The sequence below is a fragment of the Celeribacter indicus genome (assembly GCF_000819565.1).
GTDB lineage: Bacteria > Pseudomonadota > Alphaproteobacteria > Rhodobacterales > Rhodobacteraceae > Celeribacter > Celeribacter indicus.
The window spans coordinates 72,255-96,570 of record NZ_CP004396.1; the positions used below are offsets into that span (position 1 = coordinate 72,255).

The following is a 24,316-nucleotide window of genomic DNA, read 5'->3' on the forward strand; positions in this document are numbered from 1 at the left end:
GAGGCGGGGTGTCCCTTAGGACATTCCGGTTAGAAAAGCTCTGATCTGGATGTTCGCGAGGCAATTGCGACAAGTTGGTCGAAGCTCTCGGAGCTGATAAAATGACAATTACCATATTTTTCGAGCAGTCCGGCCCCGGATCGCAATGCCCGGGGAGAAGATTATCTGCATCTTCCTCATGAGAGGTCTGATGTTTTTGCGCACTTCGTTCGGAAACTTTGGCAGCGACCGTTTCATGGCCAATTGCATCGAGAGATCCCGCCGGGAGGACGACAAATAACGCGATCGAGACCAACAGGAGAATCTGGATCGCGCTACGGAATATGTTCAGCCTGGCGACCAAAGTCAGTTGATCCCGTTCGCGCGCTGCAGTTCGCGCACGTATCCCGCAATCATCTTCACATCACCTTGGGTGAGGCCTTCAACGGGAGGCATATTGCCAAAATTCCAGTGATGAGATTGGACGCCGTTTTGCGCCGCATTCAGGAACGCGGCATCCGAATGGTGGTTCGGCTCGTAGATTTTGTGAACAAGCGGAGGAGCGACCCCATTCTGGCCTGCGGCATTTTCACCATGACAGCTGGCGCATTTTGCCTCGAACGCGCGTTGCCCCATTTGGGCTTGCGGAGAGAATTCAGCTGGAAGGAGTACATTGGCAATGGGCGCGCCCTGAGGTATGCCGCTCGTGTCCGGCGGAACCATTGAGTGTCCTTGAGCAGTCTGCGCCGGGGCCGGCTGCAACGCCTGCCAACCGACCGCTCCAAGGCCGAGCACGAAGAACCCGCCAACGAACCATCCCCAGAAATTCATAGTGTTTTACTCTCCTGCATGTGATCCGTTCAGATCAACTTAACCTGCGTCCCGACCGGCGTGCGGTCGAAGACCTCTTCTATATGTTCGTTGTAAAGGCCGATGCAGCCGTTTGATGATCTACGCCCGATTTTCCGCGTGTCTTGAGTTCCGTGGATCCTGTAGTATTGCCACGACAGATAGAGCGCACGCGTTCCCAAAGGATTGGAGGGATCTCCTCCAGGCACATAGGCTGGCCATTCCGGGTTGCGTTCACGCATTGAAGGGGTCGGCGCCCAACCTGGATTTTCCCGTTTCTCGACAACTTCTGTATACCCGCGCTTCGTCAATTCATCAGTCAAGGGAACAGAGGTCGGGTAAATCCGCATTGAACCGCTCCGGGTTTGCCGGAGGCTGTTTGGTTTAAGTTATGCGGCTATGGTCTTAGTTACCAGAGCTGCGTAGAAGTTTGCCTCTGCTTCCGCTGGTGGGATGTTCCCGATGGGCTCGAGGAGGCGGCGATTGTTGAACCAGTCGACCCATTCCAGAGTGGCGTATTCCACGGCGTCCAGACTGCGCCACGGGCCACGGCGGTGGATGACCTCCGCCTTGAAGAGACCATTGATTGTCTCGGCCAAAGCGTTGTCATAGCTGTCACCGACGCTGCCGACCGAGGGTTCGATTCCTGCCTCGGCCAAGCGTTCGGTGTATTTTATCGCCAGGTATTGCGATCCGCGGTCTGAGTGATGGATCAGTCCCACACCAGGCTGCCGCTGATGAACAGCCTGTTCCAAAGCGTCGAGAACGAAGCCTGTGTGAGCCGTGCGGCTGACGCGCCACCCAACGATCCGGCGCGCGAACGTGTCGATCACGAATGCCACATAAACGAACCCTTGCCAGGTGGCGACATAGGTGAAATCGCTGACCCAGAGCATGTTCGGTGCCGGCACCCGGAATTGCCGGTTTACCTTGTCCATCGGGCACGGCTGCTTCTTGTCAGGGATCGTCGTTTTATGCGGCTTGCCCCGGATGACGCCCTGCAGGCCCAAATCCTTCATCAACCGGGCTATCGTGCATCGGGCCACATCAAATCCTTCCCGCCGCATCTGGCGCCAGACTTTGCGCACGCCATAGACCTTGTAATTCTCATCGAACACGCGCTCGATCTCGGGGCGAAGCTCGTCGTCGCGCTTGAACCGATCCGAGCGCAGATCAGGGTCGGCCCGTTTGGCCAGATGATCGTAGTATGTGGACGGGGCAATCGGCAGGTGCTTGCAGATCGGCTCGACCCCGAGCTCTCCACGATAATCGTCGATAAAGGCGATCATGACTTCGGTCGGCGGTCGAGCTCCGCCATCGCAAAATACGCCGACGCCTTCCGCAGGATCTCATTCGCCTGCTTGAGTTCGCGGTTCTCGCGCTCCAGCGCCTTCATCTTCTCGGCCATCTCGGTACTGACCCCAGCACGGTCGCCACGATCAATCTCTGCCTTTTTGACCCAGTCATTCAGCGTGTTCGTCGAACAGCCTATCTTCGCCGAGATCGATACGATCGCTTGCCAGCGGCTCTCATGCTGACCGGCGTTGTCCAAAACCATACGAACCGCTCGCTCGCGCACTTCAGGGGAATATTTGTTCGTTGTCTTGCTCATGATGCTCCATCCTACTCAAGAGTTGGAGCCTCCGGCAAACCCGGAGCGGTTCACATCTCTTCATCTTCTGTCCAGTGTTGGAGCACCTTTGTGACAGTATCCGAAATGATGATGCCCTTCCCGAGACGGTCAAAGTGATCACGCCAATTGTGGAGAACGAACGACGAGATATTGCGTCTTACCACACCAGCCTCTTCCGCCCGGAGAGTGTGGGGGGTCATCAAGAATGCGCCTGAAATTGCAATCAGGCTCCGCCTGTTCAAACTCGGTCTCTCTGCCATTTGTTCGTCCTTGGTTACTCAATTGGACGAGACAGGCATTGCTCAGATGGGGCTGAATCTCAACCGCAACAGGCCGCAAGATTTGTATCGAAGTGTATCCTTGACCTTCCAGCGGGAGATCAAGCTAAACAGGATACGTTGACCAAAATCAGAGGTGGATTCCATGCAAGAGGATAGCGAGTCAGGTGGCAATCGCCACGGAAAGTTGATGCACTGGGGCATGATGGCTTGCTGTGCTGTCATGCTTCTACCCATCGCAGCTTTCCTGATTGGCGGAGGCACCGTCGCAGGCCTTTGGGCAAACGCTACCGTCTTTGCGCCTCTGGTGCTCTGCGTTGGCGCCCATTTTGTGATGCACAAGATGATGGGGCGTTCATGCCATGGAAGCGACAAGCACAAGAAGACCGCCCCCCAGCCAGTGCTGATTGAAGATATGACCGACAGCGCCGTCCGGCGGTAAGTCGAAATGAGAACAAGAGCGCGGCTGGCGACTGTCTTCTTGGGAGCGATTTTCGTGAGCGCTTGTTCCGGCGGACCAGTCCTGTGCCCGACAAACCCGCCGCCAACTTTGTCGACAAAGTCACCAGAGCTGGAGCTGCCCAATGGATGTCGTCTGGCAGGGCCTATCTCCAACGGTGTGGGCCAGTTGGATTGTGTAAACGGCCGATCAGGCTTTGTTGCCACTCAAGTTCAAAGCCTGGAGATAGTGCGATGACCATCTGGCGCTCGCCAATCCGTCTTGCTTTCTGCGGTACCCTCGCTGCCGCAATGTTCTGGCTCTTGATCCCCTTTGCTGCAACGGCCGAGGTATCAGTCGCCCACAAGGTCACTGCGGTGGAAGCGCGGCTGATCTCCGCCGAGGATGCCGTTTCCGCCGAAGCTCAAACGCTCTCCGCCGGTCTGGATCTGAACCTTGCTGACGGATGGAAAACCTATTGGCGTTCGCCTGGCGAGGTTGGCATTCCGCCACAGATCGACTGGAGCGGGTCGACGAATGTCGCGGGCGTTGATTTCCTATGGCCTGCGCCCGAGCGGTTCACTGCCTTTGGCATCGAAAACTTCGGCTATCATGATGAGGTTGTCTTTCCACTTCAGATCACCCTGAAGGATCCTGGGGAACCTGTCGAACTCAGAGCAAACGTCAAGCTCTTGACCTGCTCAGCAGTTTGTGTCCCCCAGGATTTTGACTTGGCACTTTCGTTGCCTCAGGGGAACTCAATCGATCAAGTCTCGGCTAATCGTATCGGGGCATTTCTCGCACGCGTTCCGGCGGAAGGAGGAGCGGCAGGCGTGACCGCCGCCACATCCCATATAAACGATGATTTCACCCGCCTAACGATAGAAATAGCTGCCACGACTGCCTTCAAAACCCCGGACGTCTTTCCTGAAATTGGTGATGGCAACACGTTGGGGAAGCCCGACATTCGCCTTGGGGCAAGCGGGCGAACGCTTTGGGCTGAATTCCCAATTCTTGCCTACATGGCAGATACAGACGCGCCGCCACGGGTAACCGTGACGGACGGGCCGGATCACGCCCTCACCGTCACGCCAGATCGGGCAACAACCGCCCCAACTCCCCCTTTCAGTATTGATCGGGTGGTCCCCGGCATTGATCAAGTGATCTGGATCGCCATCATCGCTTTTCTTGGGGGCTTGATCCTGAACGCCATGCCTTGCGTGCTTCCTGTTCTGTCGATCAAGTTATCTTCTGCCCTGAAATCCGAAGGACGCGGCAATGCCCAAGTCAGGGCAGGCTTCTTGGCCGCCGCCGCCGGAGTCATGGTCTTTATGTGGGCACTCGCGGCTGTTCTCTTCGCATTGCAAAAGATTGGCGTTGCCGTCGGTTGGGGGCTCCAGTTCCAGAGCCCAACGTTCCTGGTTCTGATGCTCCTGATCCTTGGTCTGTTCACCGCAAACCTGTTTGGACTGTTCGAATTCTCTTTGCCTGCCGCCCTGACAACGCGGTTGATGAAAGCAGGAGGTACGGCCGGGTATGGAGCGGATTTTGCCACCGGATTTTTCGGGGCGGTCATGGCTACTCCCTGCTCCGCGCCGTTTCTTGGAACAGCTATCGCATTCGCACTTGCGGGGCGGGTGATAGACATCGCTGTCGTTTTCACCTTTCTCGGGTTAGGTCTGGCCAGCCCATATCTGTTGGTGGCCATCGTGCCGAACGTTGTTCGGTTCGTGCCCAAGCCCGGCCGCTGGATGATCGCCTTGAAAGCCGGCCTTGGCATCCTCCTGATGGGTACCGCGGCATGGCTGTTCTATGTCCTGCTCGGCGTTGCTGGATCGCGCGCGGCCCTAACAGTTGCATCTCTCGGTGCGGTTATGCTCTTCATAGCGGCATCGCCCTGGGTGCCAAGATCTCTTCGCTGGCCCTTTGGGCTGGCGCTGGCGGCACTCGCGGTCGCGGCCGCGCCATTCTTGGCAACACCCGCCGCACCCGATGCCCAAGCAGGAAAAATTGCCTGGGTCACATTTGACCGCGGCGATTGTCGCGTAGCCCTTAATTGTGAGATGAGAAATCCAACGAAATCAACGGCCTTGCTTTGCCCTTAAATATGATATTTTGCCTTTAAATCCGATATTTTTGCCCTTAAACCTGAGACAGGGTTCGCAGCTTCGTGTGGCAAATATTGATGGATGATGATCGCGAAGACTTCGTTGCCGCTGGTGCTGAGGAGGCGCGCAGGGCGGCCGTTCTGCGTCCGCTTGTTCAGGCATATCTCAAAGGAACTGGCAGTCTGGAAAGTGGCATCAATGACGCCGTTTGGGAGCTTGGTGTCAGCAGGGCGACTGTCTGGCGCTGGATAAAGCGTCTGGCCGAAGAGGGTGGGCGCACCAGCGCGCTGGCTTCTCGGAAACGGGGCCGCCCGACTGGTACAACCTTGATATCCGGCAAGGTGGAAGCGGTGATCGAAGAACATCTTCGCCGTTATTTCTTACGGCGGGAACGCCCAAGCCTGTCGCGCATCGTGACAGAAATCCGAAGCGCGTGCTGGCAGCAGGGCTTGCAACCGCCGACACGTCGGACGGTTCAGCGCAGGCTGGATGCAATGGATGCCCGTGAAATTGCCAAGGCACGCGAAGGCGCAAAGGCGGCCCGCCAGAAATTTGCGCCGGTCGTAGGCGACAACAAGGCAAACCGGCCACTGGAGGTCGTGCAAATCGACCATACGCCTGCGGACATCATTCTCGTCGACAGTTTTGAACGCAAACCAATTGGGCGGCCTTGGGTCACGCTGGCGATCGACGTCGCAACGCGGATGGTGACCGGATATTACACCTCTCTCGAGGCACCTTCGCGTCTGTCGGTGGCGCTTTGCCTGACACAGGCTGTGGCCCCCAAGGCGGAACTTCTGGCGGAATTGGTGCGCAATGTTCCTTGGCCCGCGCAGGGTAAACCGCATAGCATCCACGTCGATAACGGGCGCGATTTCCGGTCGCATGCCTTTCGGTCGGCATGTGCGGAATGGGGGATCGATCTGGTCTATCGGCCGCCAGGCAGTCCTCATTTCGGAGGGCACATCGAACGATTGATCGGCACGATGATGGGGGCCGTGCACCTGTTGCCTGGAACAACGCAATCCTCGGTCGTGGCCAAGGGCGACTATGACGCCGAGGGCATGGCCACGATGACCTTAAGCGACTTCGATCGCTGGTTTGCTCTGGAAATCTGCCGCTACAACAACAGCATTCATTCAAGTCTTGGCTGCACGCCCGTTGCCAAATGGGAGGCGCTCTCAGAGCAAATGATGGGCGATATCCCCTTCGAGATTGAAGCCTTTCGGGTGAGCTTTCTGCCAAGTGAACTGCGCAAGGTCAGGCGTGACGGCATCCATCTGTTCCAGATACGGTACTGGTCCGATGCGCTTGCAGGCCACATCGGGCGCGGGGATGGAAAGGTGGTCGTCCGCTACGACCCTCGCGACCTCTCGGTGATCTGGGTCGAACTGGATAATGACCGATACGTCGAAGCTCGGTACCGAAACCTGGAAATTCCGCCTGTGTCGCTCTGGGAATATCGCGAAGCCATGAGGAATGCCCGTGCCCTTGGCAAGTCCGGGTCCAATGAGCTGGTCCTGGCTGAGCTGATCCGACAGCAACGCCAAATCGAGTCTGAAAGCCGGAGCCTGACGAGGGCCGAACGCCGATCCCGTGAAAGAAAAGGGACATTGGAGGGCGCCAACTCGGCCGTCTCGACAACCGAAGGGCTGCGCGCGATCGATACGGGTGATACATCGCGCCCATTGTTCAAGGTGGAGAGATGGTGAATTGAGGGCAGGAAAAACAGAGGAAGACGGTCGGATCACCCTCATTCAATCGGATATCTGGATTGGCTTTCCGCGGGCCGAACAAGTTCTGGACCGTTTGCAGTGTATGATCGAAGCGCCAAGGCAAACCCGTATGCCTGGCCTTCTTGTGCATGGCGCGTCCGGGATCGGAAAGACGATGATCGCCCGCAATCTTTCGCGCAGATATGCACCGGAATATGACCCAGCATCGGGAATTACGCGAACGCCGCTGTTACTGTTACAAGCACCACCAGCTCCCGACGAACGACGGTTCTATCTGCACATCCTGGCGACCGTCGGGGCACCGGCCACGGCACTGAGCGCGCGCGCTCAAAATGTGGCCTCCCTCGAAGTCCGTGTCGTCGCGCTCTTGCGCGACCTTGGCCTGCGGATGATCATGATCGACGAAGTCCACAACCTCTTGGCCGGGACCCACCGCGAACAGCGCCGCTTTCTCAATGTTCTGCGGTATCTCAGCAATGAACTCGAAGTGTCGCTGGTCTGCCTGGGGGTCAGCGAGGCCGTCGATGCCATCCGTGGTGATATCCAGCTTGCCAGGCGGCTGGACGAACATCACCTTCCAAACTGGCGCGACGACGCCGAGTTCTCGGACATGATCCAGACACTCATCGCGGCAATGCCCCTCGAGAAGAAATCCAATCTGAAGGTCAAGTCACTAAAGCAGATACTTGCGCTGACCGGCGGGGTGACCTCGCGCATCTTCGCCCTGATCAAGGATCTTTCCATCGACGCCATTGTCACAGGTGATGAATGCATCACCGATGACGCAATCGCAAAATGGACGCCGGTTTGGTCGCGCCATGCGAACCCCCATCGGCGGCTCGAGAAGTCCGGGGTGTGAAGCCGCACCCGCTGCCCAAGACTGTCGCGCCGCTGCCCGACGAGTTGTTGTCAGGTTGGTTGTCTAGGCTGGCGGCGGCCAACTACTGTGATGATGCGGAACTACTGGCTCATCTCAGAATCGATACCGCGCATGGCACCGCCTTGAACTTCAACGTCGACGCGGCTGCGGCGGCGAAGATTGCCAACGCCGCACGGATTGACCCAGATGTTGTGCGATCTTTGACCTTCCCAGCAATGACGACACGAGAAGCCTCGCTGACGGCCCAGATACCATTCCAGCATTGCCTGCAATGTTCCAGAGAGGGCCTTTCGCTCAAGCATTGGAGGCGAGCCTGGGCATTCGACTGCCAGGTTTGTGGGACGAGACTTGTGCCGACGCTCGGCAAGGCCAGTGGCGAACAGATGCCCGAAAAGCTGATAAATCGTGCGCGCAACGGCGCCGCGCGGCTTGAATACGCCGCGCGATTACGCAGCTCCAAGCAATTTCGGCGCGCAATGCGCGCGGTCACCTTTGCCATATCATTAAAGGCCTTCCGCGGAGATCCGTTATACGCTCTTCAGGGCCACAGGCTGGAAGTAAGGCTGTTTGGCCTTGCTGCAATTGATGCAGCCCAATCCCGTCCACTGGTCAAAGCGGCCATCTCAAGCTCCGGCATCGACGACTATGCAAGGGTTGCTCTATTGCGCGCCTTCGATAAGGAGCCACGTCTGCTTGCCGCGGTTGTTTACATCGCCCGGCAGCGCGCGAAAAGCATAGGCGCGATGGCAGTGGAATCTCATAATTAAGGGCAAAAAATATCCCCGAACGCGTCGTGTCTCAGATTTAAGGGCAACGCGACAGCGGTCATTCGAAATGGCCTCTGATTTTAGGTGAGCATGCTCTTGCGGTTCCACTCTTCAGCAATTTTCTGCCCACTTGACTGGTCACCGCCGATTGGAATGTCGGCTTTTTTATCGCTGACGGGTGAGGTCCTAGGTTTCCAAAGGAAATAGCCGCCCACTGCACATGCAATAAGAAGTGCCCCTTTGACGCTTGGGGTTAATCGACGAATTTACGGCGCATGCGCCGTGCGCTCGCATCCAGATCGTCGCTCTTGCCAGTCCAACCTGGAACGCCGCCAGCGATCTTCGTCAGTAGCGACATATATTGCCGCCGCTCCGCCTTTGAAAGGGGCGCCAGCATGGACGCCTCCCTGGCCATGAGTTCGGGAATGAATGCACTATACGCACGCCGTCCCAGATCGGTCAGGTAGAGCAATTGACGGCGATTATCACCCGGATCGACATCTCGTGTAATCATGCCATTTTTGTTCAGCGCGTTAACTGCACGGCTTACATTGGTCTTGGAATGACCGGTCAGATCGCACATTTCCTGGGCCGCCACGCCATCGCGAAACGACAAAAAAAGCAGCAAGATCGCCTCGGATCGCTTCAGGCCAAGCTCATTTTCAATAACCCTGAATAAGGGCTCTCGATAGAAGTTGAGAATATAGGAGGCTTTGTAGGCGAACGGTATTTCAGTACCGTTCAGGATCGCATCGCGGTCCTGTAAACCCACATCCTTCTCATTTTTGCTTTCATCGGATTTCATAGTTGCATATGGAACGAATTCATCCTATCATATATACACTGAATAACATCTTAACGCCATGGGAGGTAATCATGAAAATCATATTGGTGCATGGAGGCTGGCAGGGCGGCTGGGCGTGGGACGACGTCGCCGCAGCGCTTGAAGAGAAGGGCCATGAGACCTTCCACCCCACATTGTTGGGCCACGAAAAGGACGACGACAGGGCCGGGGTGACAATTTCCAAAATTGCCGACGACCTCATTGCCAGGATCAAGGACCAAGGCTGGACAGAGTTCGCAATAGTCGGACATAGCGGCGGCGGCCCGCTGGCGCAATTGGTGGCTGACGCTATGCCGGATGCAGTAAAAAACATTACCTTTGTGGACGCCTGGGTCCTGCACGATGGCGAATGCATAAATGATGTACTGCCCGCAGAACTCGTGGGAGGTCTGACCGCGATGGCCAGCGCATCTCCTGACGACACGGTCCCCATGACCCGGGAGTTGTTGGGCAGAGCTTTCATGCAGGACGCCAATGCGGAAAGCTTGGACCGGCTTGCGCAGCGGTTGATACCCTCCCCGATGGGATGGCTCGATCAACCGATCCGCCTCAACAGCTTCTGGGCGAAGAAACACCCATCTGCCTACATCTTCCTCAAAGAAGATATGGCCATGCCTGCTGAGGTCTATCGCAACATGGCGTCCCGCCTGGAAAATCCCAAAACCGCCGAAAGTCCCGGCAGCCATCAGGCGATGATGACACGCCCACGCGAATTGGCCGACACCATCGACAGCGTCCTCTGATGCGTCCCAATGCATTGATTGAGGACGCATGCCTGTCCAAAACATCCGGCCCCCTTGGGCTGGATTGCGTTTACGCCGACATCATTGCCCCGGCTGACACCGATTTCGCAAGAACCCACGTCATGGTACACGGCGGCATGCACACTGGCGCCTGCTGGATGCGGACGCCGGATAACCGGGAAGGTTGGGCTTTACGGCTCGCTCGCACCGGTGATCGCGTCATATGCGTCGATTGGCCGGGGTGCGGCCGCAGCGGTTATGTCCCGCCCGAAAAGTTGACGGGACAGCTCGTTGCCGACCAGATAGCTGCGGCGGTAAAAACTCTCAAGGGCGAAATCATCCTCTGGACCCATTCTATGGGCGGCGCCATTGGCTGGCGGATTGCCGAATTGCTGGCCGGCCGGCTCAGCCGTTTGGTCGCGATCGCGCCTGGCCCGCCTGGCAACATCCAGCCAGTCGCCAAACTGATGTCTCAAGGCCCGGATCGATTGACCATGGAATTTGCCGGCGTTCCACTCGATGTACATCCGAACGGGCCGGTTGTGCTCAGCCATGAGGCAGCCCGCGCCAAACTCATAGGCTCAAGCACGCAGTTTCCCCGTCAACACACTGACAGCTACCTTGCCGGACTGCAGGCAGTCCCTCGACAACTTTTTCTGGAGCGTGTCAATTTCGAAGGTCAGCAATTGCGAATGTTGACCCCAAATGCACTGGCCGGGACCCAGGTTCTGATTGTCACCGGCGACAGCGACCCCGATCATCCCCCCGCTACGGACTCCGCTATCGGCGATTTCCTGACGGAACAGGGGATGATCAGCCGCTTTGTATACTTACCCGACCATGACATCACCGGAAACGGACACATGATGATGCTCGAACGCAACAGCGATCAGATCCTTGATCTTATCCTAGTTCTTATCAACGAGTCGTAGAGAATCAGCCCAACGCAAACACAGGATACGGGCTCTGCTCAGCGCTCGTCCAGTTGAGAAAATGGCGGGTATGACAGGGATTGAACCTGTGACTCTGGAGCAGCCCCCTGAAAGTGGTCCACCAACTGGGATAGCTTTGTCCCATAGATTGGAGGATCAGCGATGGCTGCAAAACGAGAGAAGCCGAAAGATATTGTATCTAAGCTTCGACAGGTTGAAGTGCTGCAGGGACAAGGTGTGACACTTGTCGAGGCGGTGCGTCAGATCGGCGTGACGCAGCAAACGTTTTATCGATGGCGTAAACTTTATGGCGGGATGCAGCGGTCACAACTTGCTCGGCTGAGAGAGATTGAGAAAGAGAACCAGAGGCTGAGACGGGCGGTGTCTAATCTGAGCTTGGACGAGCTCATTCCAACCGAGGCAGCCAGGGGAAACTTCTTAACCTTCGCGTCGCCGCAAGTGCATTGACCAAGTTCGGCAGGAACTGGGCGTGTCTGAGCGCCGCGCCTGCCGTACTTTGGCCCAGCACCGATTCACGCAGTGTAAAATTCCGCTGGGCTGTGTTGATGAGACACGTTTGACAGGCGACATCATCGAGCTGGCCGATTAGTACGGGCGCTATGAATATCGGATGGTGACGGGTCTGCTGAACAACGCGGGCTGGCTGGTGAACCACAAGCGGGTCGAGCGCATCTGGCGACGCGAAGGGCTGAAGGACCCCAAAAAGCAGATGTCGCGTAGCCCTTAATTGGGTTCTGCCTCAATTTGTGTGGCGCAACTATCCTGAGCTTGGAACATTCGGGAGGGATAGTCGTGATTTCAAAAAAGCACTGGTCGCCCGGGAGCGACGTTTCGGTTCAAGGCGTTAAGCGACGTGATTCCGGCGGGTGGCTTGTATCCGGTGTTTTGGCACCGAGAGGCATCTGCCCAGATTGTGGTTTGCATTCTCGGCGTCGTCACGGGTGGCGGCAAAGGCGGCTACAGGATTTACCTGCACTTGGCGACAAGGTAACAATCGCACTCTGGGTCTGCAGGTGGCGATGTCGCGCTTCCACGTGCCCGCGGCGGACTTTTTCGGACTACACCTCGTCAATTGCGCGTCCATTTGCACGTCGAACTTCGCGTGCTGATGAGATTGTAGTTCATCTGGGGCACGCCACGGGTGGACGGCCTGCCGAGCGGCTCTTGCGCCGTTTAGGCGTCGGTGTCAGCAATGACACGGTGCTGCGACACCTCAAGAAGTGTGCGGAAAGCGTCGCCCCGCCGCCAACGGTCATTGGCATCGACGATTGGAGCTGGCGCAAGTCGCAGACTTACGGAACCATCATCGTCGATCTCGAGCGGCAGACCGTAATTGATATTCTTCCGGATCGGAGCGTTGAAAGCTGTGCGAGCTGGCTGCGGCAGCACCCTGAGATTGAAGTCATCAGTCGGGATCGTTGTGGCGGATATGCGAAGGCCGCACGTCAGGGTGCACCGCAAGCCCTGCAGGTCGCAGACCGTTTCCATCTCGTCCAGAACCTGCGCCAGGCCATTGAAGAGCAGATGAATATGCATGGCCGCGCCACCGGGCGGGCGCTATTGTCAGATGCCGAAAACATCAGCACGGCCAATCATCTACTGCGATCGCGTCTTGCTCATCGGAAATCACGTGAGGAAATTTTCCGAAACATCCATGCGCTTCGTGATCAAGGGCTGTCTTGTAGCGAAATTGGACGTCGGACCGGCTTCCCGCGTCGTAGTGTGGCGAAGTGGTTGAGCTCCGACTCGCCACCAGACCGCCGCCGAGCTGCATTGAAGCCCACGTCGCCGTGGTATTTTGAGAGCATACTGGCCGATCTCTGGAAACAGGGTATCCGGTCCGGCCAGGAATTATTGGTCGAAATTCAACGCCATGGCTATGAGGGCAGCTTGTCTCATTTGCAACGTCTGCTGGCCGGATGGCGAAGGGATGAACAAACCGTTCTAGCAGGCCCGACCGACACGCCGCTGCCCCTGGCGCCTGTGCGGGACCCGCAAACCGGTCACGCCATTTCGCCGGTTGTCGCAGCGGCGCTCTGTATCAAGCCGCGACGCAAATTGACCGCAGACCAGGCCCAAAAGGTAGATGCATTGAAGGCCGGATCGCCAAGCTTTGCCACGATGCGGAGCCTTGCCATGCGGTTTCAGGGCATTTTGCGCGGCGACCAGTCCGCCCCGCTGGACGCATGGATCGACCTGGCCATTGAGACTGGCATCCCACCAATCATGCGCTTTGCCCGCACGCTGCACCGCGACATCGAGGCCGTGCGCAATGCCATCGAACTTCCGTGGAGCAACGGTCAGGCTGAGGGCCAAGTCAATCGCCTGAAGACCCTCAAGCGCGCCATGTACGGTCGCGCCGGACCAGAACTCCTCAGAGCCCGAATGCTGCCACTGCGCCACACAGATTGAGGCAGAACCGTTAGAGTTAGGAAAAAGTTATCATAAAATATCGGCCGTCACACCTCGCCAGCCTACAGGGGCGGCGGGGGGCTGCTCAGGGTATGGTCCAGCCATAGTCGCCCTGGGCAATGTGCTTGTCGACAAGTTCAACAACAAGCTGTCGAATGACATTTTCCGCCGGCATCATAGTCTCGACAGTACGTGTATTGAGGTTCAGTACCTTGTGGAGGCTGGGCTCGTCGATCTCAAGGGCCCTGAACAGCCCCTGCGAAATTTCTTGCGCGAACAACGCGTAGGGCACAATTGTGCTGCAACTCCCGGACAATACGGTCTCGCGCCGAATGCTCATAGAGTGGATCGGCGAGCGGACGTTGCGCAGGCGGACCCCCTGGCGCACCGCCAGATCCTGAAGGAAATGCGTCCGCTGCTCGTCCCGCGCATCCATTGCAAGGGGCAGGTCTTGCAGCGCATGAAGCGGCAGAGGCGTTTCCAGCCCCGAGAGGGCGTCAGGCGTTCCGACCAAATAGGTTTTTTGCAACAGAAGAGGCAAGGATTCGTACTTTTCGTCATTGATTTCACTCGTTGAAAACGACATATCCAGACGCGAACTCAGCAGTGCTCGATCAAGCTCGTGGCTGAAACCCTGCGTAAGGTTGACTTCGATATCGGGGTGCCGATCCGCGCAGAACTCAAGTAACTCCGGCGCCAGGGCGCGCCCAATCGAGGGCGTGACGCCGATCTTAACGATGCCACCGGGCGTCCCAGAGAACCGCCGCACATCCCGGAGCGCCAATTCTGAGCGCTCAAGTAGCGCGCGGGCATGTTCTTCAAGCCGCCGCCCCGCATCGGTGGCCTCGGCCCCACGAGAATGCCGGGTAAGCAGCTGAACCTCGAGCTCTTCTTCCAGCTTTCTGACCTGCGCCCCAAGGGCAGGCTGAGAGATGTTCAGCGATTCCGCCGCCGCGCGGAAACTGGAAAACTCGACCACTTTTAAGAAATACTTGAGTTGGCGAAGATCCATGTCTTCCTCCTAGTGAATGCGTCGGGGCATTTTGAGAGAAAGCTTTAGGTAGTTCAAGCAGCGATAAGTTTTTCGATACCCTGACTGAAGTCTATTCTCTTGGAAATCTCACGCCCTCGCAGGCTATTGTGGTGGTGTAGCGATGGCAGAGCCAAGAAACACCGATGCGCAGATATGATTGGAGCGGCGTTCTATGGAAATCGGACGTTCGCCGAACAGGTGATGCGCGTCAGCCGCATGCTTCGGTGCGAAATGTCAGGCTGATCCCAACGATATGAAAATGAGGACACCCATGAAAAAGAAGATTCTGATTGCCGGTGGGGGAATCGGCGGATTGGCAGCCGCGGCCGGGCTATTGCAGGCCGGGCATGACGTCGATGTATATGAACAGGCCCCCGAACTGACTGAAGTCGGTGCGGGTATCCAGATCAGCGCCAACGCCACCCGCATTCTGTACCATCTGGGTCTGAAACGGGCATTGGACGAGGTTTCGGTGCGTCCGCAACGGATCGAGTTCCGCCTTCACGATACCGGCGAAATCGTCAGCGAAATCCCGCTTGGGGGCGATCACGAAGAAAAGTTCGGGATGCCCTATTATCATGTCTATCGCCCCGACATCCTGGACATGCTCAGAGAACGGGTCGAGGCGCTCAAACCCGGCTGCATCCACCTGAACGCAGGTGTCACGGGGTATGACGAACAAGCCGGCCGGTTGCTCCTAAAGCTGGAAGACGGGGCGACCGTCGAAGGCGACATGCTGATCGGGGCCGACGGGATCAAGTCAGCGGTCCGCCAGCAGATGCACGGGCCGCAGCAACCGCAGTTTACTGGCCAGGTGGCATGGCGGGGCCTGATCCCCGTCGAAAAACTTCCCAAGGACTTCATGCCGCCAGTCTTTGTCAACTGGATGGGACCGCACCGTCATATGGTGGTCTACTGGGTGCATGGCGGCAAATACCTCAACTTCGTCGGCTGCGTGAGCAAACCCGACTGGACCGAGGTGGGTTGGGCGATCAAGGCACCGTGGGAAGACCTCAAGGCCGACTACGAAGGCTTCCATCCCCAGGTGCAAACCATGCTGGATGCGATGGACCGGGATGCTTGCTATTGCTGGGCGCTGAATATTCGCCCGCGTCTCCCGTTCTGGAGCACCAGCCGCGTCACCCTGCTGGGCGATTCCTGCCACCCGACCATTCCCTACATGGCGCAAGGGGCCGTGATGGCAATCGAGGACGGCGCCGTTCTGGTGCGCGCCCTTGACGAAGACCGCGATATTGCCGAAGCCCTGAAGCTGTATGAACAGGCGCGCATCGACCGCACCGCCCGCATTGTACGGGAAAGCACCGAACACGCGCAGCTTTATCAGCACCAAACGCACCAGGCGTTCCGCGACGCCTTTGCAGACAAGCAGCCGGCTGCAGATCGGGCAAAATGGCTTTACAACTACGATGCGCTTTCCGTGCCGCTGCGTTCGGAAGAGCCGCATGGTCGTGCACCTGCCCGGAGTCAGATCTGATCATGAAGGTTCTCATCGTTGGGGCCGGGCAGGCTGGGGTGAACGTGGCGCATTCCCTGCGGCAAGAGGGGTTTGACGGGAGCATCACGATTCTCGGAGATGAACCCGATCTGCCCTATATGCGCCCCCCGCTGTCCAAGGGGTTCATCGCTGACGGCGACACGGCGCGCATCGCAATCAAGCCCGAAGGTTTCTACCTGAAATCCAACATCAAGCTAGTGCGGAACGTGCGTGTCGCGTCGATTGACCGGGCCGGGCGCCATGTGCAGGCCGTGGATGGCCGCCAGTTCGCTTACGATCACCTCGTTTTGGCCACCGGGGCACGCAACGCCCCGCCGCCGATCGAAAATCTTGATTCTGAGGGCGTTGTGTCCCTGCGCAGCCTGCGCGATGCAACCGACATCCGCGAACGGCTTGACGCCGCGCACAACGTGGCGGTGATTGGCGGTGGCTTTATCGGGCTGGAATTCGCTGCGATGGCCACGAAGCGCGGGATCGCAGTGACGATCGTCGAAGCAATGCCCCGGATTATGGCGCGTGCGGTCACGCAGGAAACCTCGGATCTTGTGGCAGCCAGCCACGAAGGCAACGGCACGCGCATCCTGTGCGACAGCCGCGCCTCTGCGGTTCTGGGGCCGGATCACGCGACGGGGCTTGGGTTGTCCGAAGGCACGACGCTCCGAGCCGATCTGGTACTCGTCGCGGCAGGGGTGAAACCCAATACCGAACTGGCATCGGATGCGGGCCTGAGCGTGTCGAACGGGATAGACGTTGACGGGCAATTCCTGACCTCCGATCCTGACATCTCGGCGCTTGGCGATTGCTGCTGCTTCCCCGAACCGACCCGGGGTGCACGGACCCGGCTGGAATCGGTGCAGGCCGCGAACGACCAGGGGCGCGCCATCGCACGACGCCTATGTGGGCGCCCACAATCCTATGTCGCTCTGCCGTGGTTTTGGAGCGATCAGGGGGATCTAAAACTCCAGATCGCGGGGCTTTCCACCGGGACGGACAGTACTGAGGTGCTTGAACGCGACGGCGGGGGCAGGGTGGTGTCCTGTTTTGTCGGGGGCAGGCTTGTTGCCGTTGAAACGATCAACGCGCCCGGAGATCACATAGCGGCCCGGAAATTGCTGTCGGGCCCTGCGCCGATCGACAGGCTCGACCTCAAGGCAGTTGGGTACGATCTGCGCCGCCTGCTGAAGGGGCATTGCCAACTTGCTGAAGCCCCTGGGGGCGTCTAGCGTTTTGGCATGATGATACCAGCTGAGATGCCGCGCCTGAAAGGCTATCGTTTTCCTCGTGAAGTCGTGGCCTACGCGGTGTGGGCCTATCATCGCTTCGCGCTCAGCACTGCGGACGTCGAGGATCTTCTTGCCGAACGCGGTGTAACCGTCAGCGTAAGCATCCGGCATAGACCGTGGTCATGCCGCGCGCCGGCGCTCTGTGGCTGCCAATTCCAGGGCAGAAGGTCCGGCACGCGTGATGCCGTTGTGCCGGGGAGCCGGGCGAGGACGTCAGCAAGCCATGCTTGCGGGTCGATGTCGTTCATCTTTGCCGTGACGATCAAGGAGTACATGAAGGCTGCTCTGTCGCCGCCGCGCTCGGAGCCCGCGAAGAGCCAGGACCTTCTTCCCAGTGCAATCCCGCGAAGTGCGCGCTCGGCTGCATTGTTGGTCAGGCAGATCCGCCCGTCGTTCAGGAAGAGCGTGAAGGCGTCCCAACGGTCCTCTTGAACATGTAGGCGATCGCCTTGGCGACGGGGTTGTGCTTCGACATGGTGCCCTGCTCGGTCTGCATCCAGTCGTGCAGGCCCTCGACCAGTGGGCGGACCAGCCGGTGCCGGGCCTCGAGCCGGCTGGCGACGTCCAGGCCGTTGATCTGGCGCTCGATGTCAAAGATGGCATCGATCTTCTTCAAGGCTTCCAGCGCGACAGGCGATATGTCGTGCGCGGGCTTCTTCTGGCGGGCATTCTCCTTGATGTCCGCAAGCTCGAAGAACTTCCGTCGAGCATGGCTCCAGCAGAGAGCGCTCAGCACGGGACCCGGTTCACGCCCACCACGGTAGAGGTCGTTGTAGCCGCCATAGGCGTCGGCCTGGAGAACGCCCTGCCACCCTGCAAGATGCCGGTTCGGATGGGCCATTTCCCTGTCGCGCGAGAAGTAGAACAGCGCGGCTGGCGGCGCCCCGCCAGCAAAGGGTCGGTTATCTCTGACATAGGTCCAGAGCCGCGCTGTCTGCGTCCCTCCCTTCTCCAAGAGGGGGACCGTGGTGTCGTCGCCGTGCAGGCGCTCGGCCGCCAGAACATGGGTCCGGATCAGGCCATGGATCGGCTCAAGCGCGGCAGCACAGGCCCCGACCTGATCAGCCAGCGTCGAGAGGCTGAGATCGACGCCCTCCTTGGCGTAGCGCTCGGCTTGGCGGTTGAGCGGTTGGTGCTGCCCGAACTTCTCGAACAGAACCATCGCCAGCAGGTTCGGCCCAGCCCATCCCCGCGGCGTCGGATGGAATGGGGCGGGGGACTGACTGATCTTCTCGCAGATCCTGCAGGTGAACTTCTCGCGGACGGTCTGGATGACCTTCCACTGCCGGGGGATGACCTCGAGCGTCTCGGTGATGTCTTCGCCCCTCTTCACGATGCGGTCAGACCCGCAGCAGGAGCAGGTGGTGGGCGCTTCGATGACCATGCGCTCGCGCGGTAGATGGTCAGGGAAAGGCTTGCGCGTCGGGCGGCGGCGTTCGAAGCCGGCGACGGCCGAGGTCTTCGCCACGTTCAGCGCTTCAATCTCGTCTTCGGTGGCGGCCGCCTCGAGCTCTTCGAGCTGCAGCTCCATCTGGTCGATCAGCCGGGCTCGGCGTTCCGAGCTGTGGCCATAGTGCTCGCGCCTGAGTTTGGCGATCTCCAGCTTCAGATGCTTGATCATCGCTTCCGAGGTCGAGACCACCGCCCGGGTCTTCGCCAGCTCGCTCTCGGCAGCCTCGGCGCGGGCCTCCGAAGCGGCAAGCGCGGCGCGCAGTCTGGCGATCTCGCAGGCGGTATCTGGCATGACCAGAGCTTACCACGCGGGCACGCATACACCCAACAAAATAAGGGCTTAGCGGCGGCCTATCCGGCTTTTGTCGGGCGTTGCGTCCAGCGCGGATTGCGCCAGTCTATTCCCTCCAGAAGATAGCCGAGCTGGGCCGCCGAGATCTGCACCGCTTCGCCGCTCCCGCTGGACGGCCAGATGAACTTCCCCGCCTCGAGCCGCTTCGTGTAGAGCGACATGCCGACACCATCAGGACACTCCCGACCCTTACGCCTGAAGCTGATCATCGGGGCGCACAAAGGCCTCAATAACCGCATCGAGGGGTCACACCGACCAACCCGAAAGCGAGAGAAGGTCATGGGCCGGTTCAAGTCGGTCCGGCAAGCGCAGAGGTTCCTCGCTTCTCACGATCAGATCAACACAATTTTCAGACCCCGCCGCTATCGCCTCTTCACCGCCTCGTACCGCCACTCAAGATCCGATGCCTTCGACCTGTGGCACGACTATGTGCTCGAAATGACCGCCTGACACAAACACCCTTGGCGGCCGTCACATGCTGCTGCCGTCAAGTTGGCAATCCCCGCCAACTTGTTCCGCCCCGAACGCCACCGCCTGTCCGCCAGATCCTATCGCCATGCGAGGTCCGATGCGCTCGGCCTCTGGGCAGGCTATGCCGCAGAACTGACCGCCTGATTACAGGAAGTCACCCATAGGTATGGTCGCGCGTCAACAACCTGACAAAGCCGTCAGACGTCGTTATCCCGGACCTGAAACACAGCGCCTTCCAGTGAAGGGGTCACCGTCAGCTGGCAAGTCAGGCGATCGTTATTGGACAGGTCTTCGGCAACAAATTCAAGCATTTCAAGCTCCATATCCGTTGGCGCCTCGATGGATCCGTCTGGCGCAGATACGACGCCGCACCGACAGGTCGCGCAGGCCCCCGCTCCGCCACATTCCGCCAGGATGCCATCGACAGAGGCACCCATCGCGGCCTGCATGACCGAAGCCCCCGGCGTTGCGGATACCTCGTGTTTCTCACCATCAAGAGCAATGAAGACGATGTTGACCATCAGGCGTCGCTCCCGACTTTTTCAATTCCTTGCCAAGCCGTTCCTTCACGCGTCAACACAAGTTTAAGTGGGGCGCGGAAGTTTGTTGAGGGTAGCCAATCGAGCGTGTCGTCGTTGCGGCTGAATTCGGGCATGATTTTTAAAAGTTCCTCAAGGAACAGTTTGGTCACCATTCTGGCAAGAACCACCCCTAGGCACATGTGAACGCCTCCGCCGAATCCCAAGTGGCCCCGCTCTGGTCGGTCAAGGTCAAAGGAATCCGGGTTTTCGAACTTGCGTTCATCCCGATTTGCCGCTCCAAAGCAAAGCACGACTTCATCGCCCTTCTTGATTGTTTGCCCATGCAGTTCGATGTCCTGCATCGCCACTCGTTTGAACCGCTGCGCATTGGTATTATATCGCAGAACCTCGTCGATGAAGGCCGGTATCAGACTTGGGTCAGCCGCAACTGAGCGCCGGACCTGGGAATGGTCGGCAAGATTGAGCGCCACCATCGTCAGAAACCCTGACAACGATTCCACACCTGCCATGATGACCGTGGAAATCGTCAGAATCAGCTCATCCTCGGTCAGGCCTTCGCCGTCGATCTCGGCCTGAATGAGCGATGTGATGACATCCTCTTGGGGTTGGGCGCGCCGGGCCGCGATGTGACGTACGGCCAGCGCCTTCATCCAGTCCATTGCCTCCAGATGAATCGGCGCTTTGGTGCGGAGAACGGGGTCGGTCTGCACCATCAGCAGCGCCTTTTCCCGAAGCTCATTGGGGTCGTCGTGATCAATGCCCAGAAGCCTGGACAGGGCGCTGACGGTGATCTGGGTCGATACCTGAGAAACAAATTCAAAACTGCGGGCTTCGGCCTGACGGCCAATGATCTCACGCACCTGTTCACGCACGAATGGTTCCAGTGCCGACAGGTGCTTGCGCGTGAACGCCATCTGAACCAATGCGCGCAGTCGGTCGTGGCGCGGGGGGTCCATCGTACCCAGGGTATTTCCGGCGCGACTGGCGAACTCGTCAACCAGATTGCCCTGCGAGGACGAGAATACTTTCCAGTTGGCCGCAGCGGCCGAAACATCGGCGTGGCGGGTGAGGAACCATTTCTTCACGCCGCTGTGCCAATAGCACGGATGCTCGTTCCTGAGAGTTGCATAAACCGGATACGGGTTGGAGTCGAATTCCGGGCTGTAGATGTCGAACAATGGCACGTAGATGTCCTCTTTCTTTAAGATTTAGGCATGTATATCCAAGTTCGAGACCTCCGCAGAATGGGGAAATCCACTATCATTCTGGTACTTTTTTAACTTCTTGCAGTGTTCTGGCTGGTCTCACGGAATTCTTTCGGCGCAAGCCCTGTATGGGCCTTGAAGGCCCTTGAAAAATAGGCGTGATCCTGAAACCCAAGCTCGTATGCCAGTTCCGAAACAGGCTTTTGCGTATAGATCAACAGGCGCTTGGCCTCGCGAATGACCCTTTCCAAGATCAGTTGCTTGACGCTTCGTGCCTTGTACGCTTTGCAGACCCGGTTGAGCTTGACTGTCGAAACCCCCAGCATCTCGGCATAGGCGTCCACGCGATGTTCGGTGCGAAAGCGGCGTTCGATTTCTACAAGCAGTTTGTTGAAGATTACCGGGTTCGGGGCGAGGCCAGGGGATGTCAGCGACCGTTCAAGGGCGCGGCGCATTGCGGCGATCAGGACGATGGTCGTGGCCGCGTGCATCAGTTCGTATTTCAAGCAGGCATTTCCCTGTTGTTCCCGATAGGCCAGTTTCATCAGGTTCCAGACGGTTGCCCAGTCGATCGACCCCGATGCAAGGAACGTCACATGCCCGCCGCCAAGGGCATCAAAGGGTCGTGTCTCTCTACCTTCGGCCATGAATCTGGCAACAATATTTTCGGAACAGGTCACTACGTACCCGCTTGGGTTCCGGTCGACCTCGAACGAATGGACGACCCCCGGCGGCGTAAAGATCAGTGCATGTTCAAGCTCTTGATAGCACGCTTCGTCCTGGGTGGATTTCTTCAAACCCCTCTCGACAAGGATGAACTGATATAGATCGCGGTGAACATGCGGCCGAATGACGAAATCATGGGCCGCACTGCGATGCGCGATGTCCTCGATATGCAGAAAGCCGGCACCCACGTTGCCGTGTTGATTTCCGTATAAATCAAACTCGGGGAACGAAGGTCGCTGGTCTTCTGTCGTCATGCGGATCACCTGTACATTGTCGAGGGCAACAATAGTGTAATCTGGGGAAAGATCAGCAACAGCGTCAGCGACACCAGCATGGCCAGCAGGAAGGGCGCCACCCCAACAAAGATCCGCGCCGACGGCACGTTGGGCAACAGCGCTTTCACCAGGAATACATTGATGCCGACAGGCGGTGTGATCAGGCCCATTTCCAGGGTAATCACGACGAGGATACCGAACAGGATTGGGTCGATGCCAAGCGCGGTCACGACCGGAAAGAAAACCGGCACCATCAGTACGAGCATGGCGAACCCTTCCAGGAAGGTGCCCATGACTGCGAAGGCCGCCATGATCACAACCACGGTCATGGTCGGCCCCAAGCCCAACCCTAGAATGCTTTCCGATACCCAATGCGTCACCCCGGCCCGCGCCAGGAACGGGTTCAGCACATTTGCGCCGATGATGATGAAATAGCACATGACCGTGGTTGTGCCCGTGTTGCGCATGATGCCGGCAAATCTCCTCCAGTTCAGCGATCGGCGCAACAGCGCGATGATCAGCGTCCCCGTTGCGCCGACGGCCGAGGCTTCCATCGGGGTAAAGACCCCGCTGTAGATTCCGCCGATCGTCGCCGCGATGATCAGGATGAAGGGTAGCGCCCCGCGTGTCTGGTGAACCCGCTCAGAGTACGACAGGCGCTCCCCGGCGGGCCCGAGTTCGGGTTTCAGATGGGTGAGCAACATGATGGTCAGAACAAAAAACGCCGCCAACAACAGCCCGGGCAGGAAACCCGCGACGAAAAGCTGGCCGATGGATTGTTCTGTCATGAGGGAATACAGCACCAGCCCCGTAGACGGAGGGATCAGGATACCCAGCGTCCCCCCGGCGGCAACAGCACCCGAGGACAGGCGGTCATCGTATTTGAAACGTTTCATCTCGGGCAGGGCAACTTGCCCCATGGTGATGGCCGATGCCACCGAAGACCCGGAAAGCGACGCAAAGCCCGCGCAGCCGATGATGGTGGCCGACGCCAGACCACCCTTGCGATGTCCGGTCCAGGCATGTGCGGCATCGTACAGGTTTCGGCTTAGGCCACTGATGCCTGCCAGATTTCCCATCAGCACGAAGAAGGGAATGATGATCAGTTCCATTTTTGTCGCCAGCTCGAACGTCTCGGATGACAACGTGGCCAGGGCGGCCCGTTCATTCTGCAGGATGGTGATGCCCAGCAATCCGATACCGATCATCGCGAACCCGACCGGAACGCGCAGCGCTAGAAGAAAGAACAGGAGGCCGATCCCCATGAAACCGATAGTGAGAGGGTCAAAAGGCATAGTATTCTCCAGGTTCAGATTCTTTGCCGAAACGGCAACATGGCCAAACGCACCACGCACAGTGCGGCGCTGAAATAGCTTGTGATCGTGATGACCACCCAGATGGGCACATAGGAAATCGACAACAGCGCCGTGCTGTCTCCGAATTCAAGCGCAGTTCCGGCCATTGTCGTCGCGCGCCAGCCGATAGCGGCCAGCACACAGATCGCCACGATGTCCGATACGGCCAGCATCAGATAGCGCAGCCAGCGTGGCGCGAATTCATAGACGACATCCACCGATACGTGCTCGTCCTTCCAGGTGCACAACGGAAGGGCCAGGAAGATGACGATACCTACACCGATCTGAAGAATATCGAACAGGCCGAAAACCGTGATCCCAAAGAAGTAACGGGTTATGACATTTGCTGCCGACACTAAGACAAGAACAAGGATCAGTGCGCCTGAAAGCCAGGCGAATAGTTGGCCAAGCCTGTCGATGAACGACAAGACGGACTGCGGAACGGAATTTGGCATCTCTTGTTCCTAGCAAAGAAGTATATAAAT

Annotated in this window: 20 protein-coding genes, 5 pseudogenes and 1 other annotated feature; of the genes and pseudogenes, 13 read left to right on the plus strand and 12 right to left on the minus strand. The window is 58.3% G+C overall.

Annotated elements, in window-relative coordinates; all coding sequences use genetic code 11:
- Positions 1 to 345 precede the first annotated feature (345 nt).
- From P73_RS25370 to P73_RS23800, 3 genes and pseudogenes are all read right to left on the minus strand, one after another.
- Positions 346 to 810, minus strand: coding sequence for a c-type cytochrome (locus P73_RS25370; protein WP_009573637.1), 465 nt, complete (start codon positions 808 to 810; stop codon positions 346 to 348).
- Positions 811 to 839: 29 nt separating this feature from the next.
- Positions 840 to 1,193 (minus strand): annotated as a pseudogene (locus tag P73_RS25375) (L,D-transpeptidase); the annotation flags it as partial.
- A 24-nt stretch (positions 1,194 to 1,217) separates the two neighbouring features.
- Positions 1,218 to 2,440 (minus strand): IS3 family transposase gene (locus tag P73_RS23800; protein ID WP_420836116.1). Its coding sequence is split into 2 segments (ribosomal slippage): positions 1,218 to 2,152 and positions 2,152 to 2,440, totalling 1,224 coding nucleotides; the frame shifts between segments, so codons are not numbered across the junction.
- Positions 2,043 to 2,159: a sequence feature (AL1L pseudoknot), on the minus strand. Its footprint overlaps the gene before it by 117 nt.
- Before the next feature lie 444 nt (positions 2,441 to 2,884).
- Between P73_RS23800 and P73_RS23815 the strand changes: the two genes are divergently transcribed.
- From P73_RS23815 to P73_RS23835, 5 genes are all read left to right on the plus strand, one after another.
- Entirely contained in the window at positions 2,885 to 3,181 is a 297-nt protein-coding gene (locus tag P73_RS23815) for a DUF2933 domain-containing protein (protein ID WP_009573635.1), read from the plus strand.
- Positions 3,182 to 3,432: 251 nt separating this feature from the next.
- The gene (locus P73_RS23820; RefSeq protein WP_082033407.1) at positions 3,433 to 5,283 is read left to right on the plus strand and encodes a protein-disulfide reductase DsbD domain-containing protein; all 1,851 of its coding nucleotides are present in this window, start codon (positions 3,433 to 3,435) and stop codon (positions 5,281 to 5,283) included.
- An 80-nt stretch (positions 5,284 to 5,363) separates the two neighbouring features.
- On the plus strand, positions 5,364 to 6,998 hold the full coding sequence (locus P73_RS23825) for a Mu transposase C-terminal domain-containing protein (protein ID WP_024099411.1): 1,635 nt from the start codon (positions 5,364 to 5,366) through the stop codon (positions 6,996 to 6,998).
- Complete coding sequence (locus P73_RS23830; RefSeq protein ID WP_235872058.1) at positions 6,958 to 7,881, plus strand: TniB family NTP-binding protein; 924 nt, start codon at positions 6,958 to 6,960, stop codon at positions 7,879 to 7,881. Before P73_RS23825 ends, P73_RS23830 begins: the two co-directional genes overlap by 41 nt.
- Complete coding sequence (locus P73_RS23835; protein ID WP_008335465.1) at positions 7,878 to 8,669, plus strand: TniQ family protein; 792 nt, start codon at positions 7,878 to 7,880, stop codon at positions 8,667 to 8,669. Before P73_RS23830 ends, P73_RS23835 begins: the two co-directional genes overlap by 4 nt.
- A 253-nt stretch (positions 8,670 to 8,922) precedes the next feature.
- Here the strand turns inward: P73_RS23835 and P73_RS23840 are convergent, their stop codons facing one another.
- Positions 8,923 to 9,474, minus strand: coding sequence for a MarR family winged helix-turn-helix transcriptional regulator (locus tag P73_RS23840; protein ID WP_074743516.1), 552 nt, complete (start codon positions 9,472 to 9,474; stop codon positions 8,923 to 8,925).
- A 71-nt stretch (positions 9,475 to 9,545) separates the two neighbouring features.
- On the opposite strand from P73_RS23840, the gene P73_RS23845 reads away from it, so the two are divergent.
- From P73_RS23845 to P73_RS23865, 4 genes and pseudogenes are all read left to right on the plus strand, one after another.
- On the plus strand, positions 9,546 to 10,256 hold the full coding sequence (locus P73_RS23845; RefSeq protein WP_043872339.1) for an alpha/beta fold hydrolase: 711 nt from the start codon (positions 9,546 to 9,548) through the stop codon (positions 10,254 to 10,256).
- On the plus strand, positions 10,256 to 11,188 hold the full coding sequence (locus P73_RS23850) for an alpha/beta fold hydrolase (RefSeq protein ID WP_052453657.1): 933 nt from the start codon (positions 10,256 to 10,258) through the stop codon (positions 11,186 to 11,188). The genes P73_RS23845 and P73_RS23850 overlap by 1 nt, the downstream gene beginning before the upstream one ends.
- Before the next feature lie 162 nt (positions 11,189 to 11,350).
- Positions 11,351 to 11,918, plus strand: a pseudogene (locus P73_RS26615) (transposase); the annotation flags it as partial.
- Between the two features lie 83 nt (positions 11,919 to 12,001).
- Positions 12,002 to 13,621, plus strand: a complete 1,620-nt coding sequence (locus P73_RS23865) for an ISL3 family transposase (protein ID WP_074743530.1) — start codon at positions 12,002 to 12,004, stop codon at positions 13,619 to 13,621.
- 85 nt (positions 13,622 to 13,706) lie between these two features.
- Here P73_RS23865 and P73_RS24660 read toward each other — a convergent pair whose 3' ends face one another.
- Positions 13,707 to 14,633: a LysR family transcriptional regulator gene (locus tag P73_RS24660; protein ID WP_052453658.1), complete on the minus strand. Its 927-nt coding sequence runs from the start codon at positions 14,631 to 14,633 to the stop codon at positions 13,707 to 13,709.
- A gap of 292 nt (positions 14,634 to 14,925) precedes the next feature.
- Between P73_RS24660 and P73_RS23875 the strand changes: the two genes are divergently transcribed.
- From P73_RS23875 to P73_RS25840, 3 genes and pseudogenes are all read left to right on the plus strand, one after another.
- A complete protein-coding gene (locus P73_RS23875; RefSeq protein ID WP_043872341.1) occupies positions 14,926 to 16,149 on the plus strand; it encodes an FAD-dependent monooxygenase in 1,224 nt (407 codons plus the stop codon).
- 2 nt (positions 16,150 to 16,151) lie between these two features.
- Positions 16,152 to 17,393 carry an NAD(P)/FAD-dependent oxidoreductase gene (locus tag P73_RS23880; protein WP_052453659.1) on the plus strand — a complete coding sequence of 414 codons (1,242 nt, stop codon included), beginning with the start codon at positions 16,152 to 16,154 and terminating at the stop codon, positions 17,391 to 17,393.
- A gap of 9 nt (positions 17,394 to 17,402) precedes the next feature.
- Positions 17,403 to 17,549, plus strand: a pseudogene (locus tag P73_RS25840) (IS6 family transposase); the annotation flags it as partial.
- 38 nt (positions 17,550 to 17,587) lie between these two features.
- On the opposite strand, the pseudogene tnpC reads toward P73_RS25840, so the two are convergent.
- Together tnpC and tnpB are read right to left on the minus strand one after the other, a co-directional pair.
- A pseudogene (gene tnpC / locus P73_RS23885) lies at positions 17,588 to 19,197 on the minus strand (IS66 family transposase); the annotation flags it as partial.
- A gap of 59 nt (positions 19,198 to 19,256) precedes the next feature.
- Positions 19,257 to 19,418, minus strand: a complete 162-nt coding sequence (gene tnpB, locus P73_RS25390) for an IS66 family insertion sequence element accessory protein TnpB (protein ID WP_158401975.1) — start codon at positions 19,416 to 19,418, stop codon at positions 19,257 to 19,259.
- A gap of 27 nt (positions 19,419 to 19,445) precedes the next feature.
- Here tnpB and P73_RS25395 point away from each other — a divergent pair.
- Positions 19,446 to 19,707: pseudogene (locus tag P73_RS25395) on the plus strand (DDE-type integrase/transposase/recombinase); the annotation flags it as partial.
- Between the two features lie 218 nt (positions 19,708 to 19,925).
- Here the strand turns inward: P73_RS25395 and P73_RS23895 are convergent.
- From P73_RS23895 to P73_RS23920, 5 genes are all read right to left on the minus strand, one after another.
- Positions 19,926 to 20,249, minus strand: a complete 324-nt coding sequence (locus P73_RS23895; protein ID WP_043872342.1) for a 2Fe-2S iron-sulfur cluster-binding protein — start codon at positions 20,247 to 20,249, stop codon at positions 19,926 to 19,928.
- Positions 20,249 to 21,454, minus strand: a complete 1,206-nt coding sequence (locus P73_RS23900; protein ID WP_052453660.1) for a cytochrome P450 — start codon at positions 21,452 to 21,454, stop codon at positions 20,249 to 20,251. The genes P73_RS23895 and P73_RS23900 overlap by 1 nt, the downstream gene beginning before the upstream one ends.
- A 92-nt stretch (positions 21,455 to 21,546) precedes the next feature.
- A complete protein-coding gene (locus P73_RS25400; RefSeq protein ID WP_074743471.1) occupies positions 21,547 to 22,455 on the minus strand; it encodes a helix-turn-helix domain-containing protein in 909 nt (302 codons plus the stop codon).
- Between the two features lie 5 nt (positions 22,456 to 22,460).
- On the minus strand, positions 22,461 to 23,771 hold the full coding sequence (locus P73_RS23915; RefSeq protein ID WP_043872344.1) for a TRAP transporter large permease: 1,311 nt from the start codon (positions 23,769 to 23,771) through the stop codon (positions 22,461 to 22,463).
- A gap of 14 nt (positions 23,772 to 23,785) precedes the next feature.
- Positions 23,786 to 24,286 carry a TRAP transporter small permease gene (locus tag P73_RS23920; protein WP_043872345.1) on the minus strand — a complete coding sequence of 167 codons (501 nt, stop codon included), beginning with the start codon at positions 24,284 to 24,286 and terminating at the stop codon, positions 23,786 to 23,788.
- Positions 24,287 to 24,316 lie beyond the last annotated feature (30 nt).

Coding starts and splice junctions, on each gene's coding strand:
- P73_RS25370 (WP_009573637.1), bottom strand. CDS start 810: ATGAATTTCTGGGGATGGTTCGTTGGCGGGTTCTTCGTGCTCGGCCTT.
- P73_RS23815 (WP_009573635.1), top strand. CDS start 2,885: ATGCAAGAGGATAGCGAGTCAGGTGGCAATCGCCACGGAAAGTTGATG.
- P73_RS23820 (WP_082033407.1), top strand. CDS start 3,433: ATGACCATCTGGCGCTCGCCAATCCGTCTTGCTTTCTGCGGTACCCTC.
- P73_RS23825 (WP_024099411.1), top strand. CDS start 5,364: ATGGATGATGATCGCGAAGACTTCGTTGCCGCTGGTGCTGAGGAGGCG.
- P73_RS23840 (WP_074743516.1), bottom strand. CDS start 9,474: ATGAAATCCGATGAAAGCAAAAATGAGAAGGATGTGGGTTTACAGGAC.
- P73_RS23845 (WP_043872339.1), top strand. CDS start 9,546: ATGAAAATCATATTGGTGCATGGAGGCTGGCAGGGCGGCTGGGCGTGG.
- P73_RS23850 (WP_052453657.1), top strand. CDS start 10,256: ATGCGTCCCAATGCATTGATTGAGGACGCATGCCTGTCCAAAACATCC.
- P73_RS24660 (WP_052453658.1), bottom strand. CDS start 14,633: ATGGATCTTCGCCAACTCAAGTATTTCTTAAAAGTGGTCGAGTTTTCC.
- P73_RS23875 (WP_043872341.1), top strand. CDS start 14,926: ATGAAAAAGAAGATTCTGATTGCCGGTGGGGGAATCGGCGGATTGGCA.
- P73_RS23880 (WP_052453659.1), top strand. CDS start 16,152: ATGAAGGTTCTCATCGTTGGGGCCGGGCAGGCTGGGGTGAACGTGGCG.
- tnpB (WP_158401975.1), bottom strand. CDS start 19,418: ATGTCGCTCTACACGAAGCGGCTCGAGGCGGGGAAGTTCATCTGGCCG.
- P73_RS23895 (WP_043872342.1), bottom strand. CDS start 20,249: ATGGTCAACATCGTCTTCATTGCTCTTGATGGTGAGAAACACGAGGTA.
- P73_RS25400 (WP_074743471.1), bottom strand. CDS start 22,455: ATGACGACAGAAGACCAGCGACCTTCGTTCCCCGAGTTTGATTTATAC.
- P73_RS23915 (WP_043872344.1), bottom strand. CDS start 23,771: ATGCCTTTTGACCCTCTCACTATCGGTTTCATGGGGATCGGCCTCCTG.
- P73_RS23920 (WP_043872345.1), bottom strand. CDS start 24,286: ATGCCAAATTCCGTTCCGCAGTCCGTCTTGTCGTTCATCGACAGGCTT.